Here is a 322-nt window from a genome sequence, read left to right on the forward strand (position 1 = left end):
AGGCCATCAAGCGTCAGGGCCAGCCGCCGGAGACCATCACGCTCGACGGCTATGCCGCCTCGCACCGCGCGGTGCGCGAAATGAAGGCCGATGGTCTGCTGCCTGAAGACACGAAGGTCCGGTCCTCAAAATATCTGAACAACGTGATCGAGCAAGACCATCGCCACATCAAGTCCAGAACGAACGTGATGCTTGGGTTCAAACGATTCGGGAGCGCAGCGACCACGATTGCAGGAATCGAGTTGACGCATTGTATTCGCAAGGGGCAGTTCGATCTCGCGAAGCTCGGCCTCAAGGAGGCCGCTGCGCCCGCCGTATGGAA

1 protein-coding gene is annotated in these 322 nt (G+C 59.6%); it reads left to right on the forward strand.

Annotation, left to right across the window (positions count from 1 at the left end):
* Positions 1–322: DDE-type integrase/transposase/recombinase (locus ACOJB8_RS41290; RefSeq protein WP_475018025.1), on the forward strand; the 322-nt coding region annotated here is incomplete at both ends.

It is taken from the genome of Paraburkholderia sp. BR10141 (genome assembly GCF_056155635.1).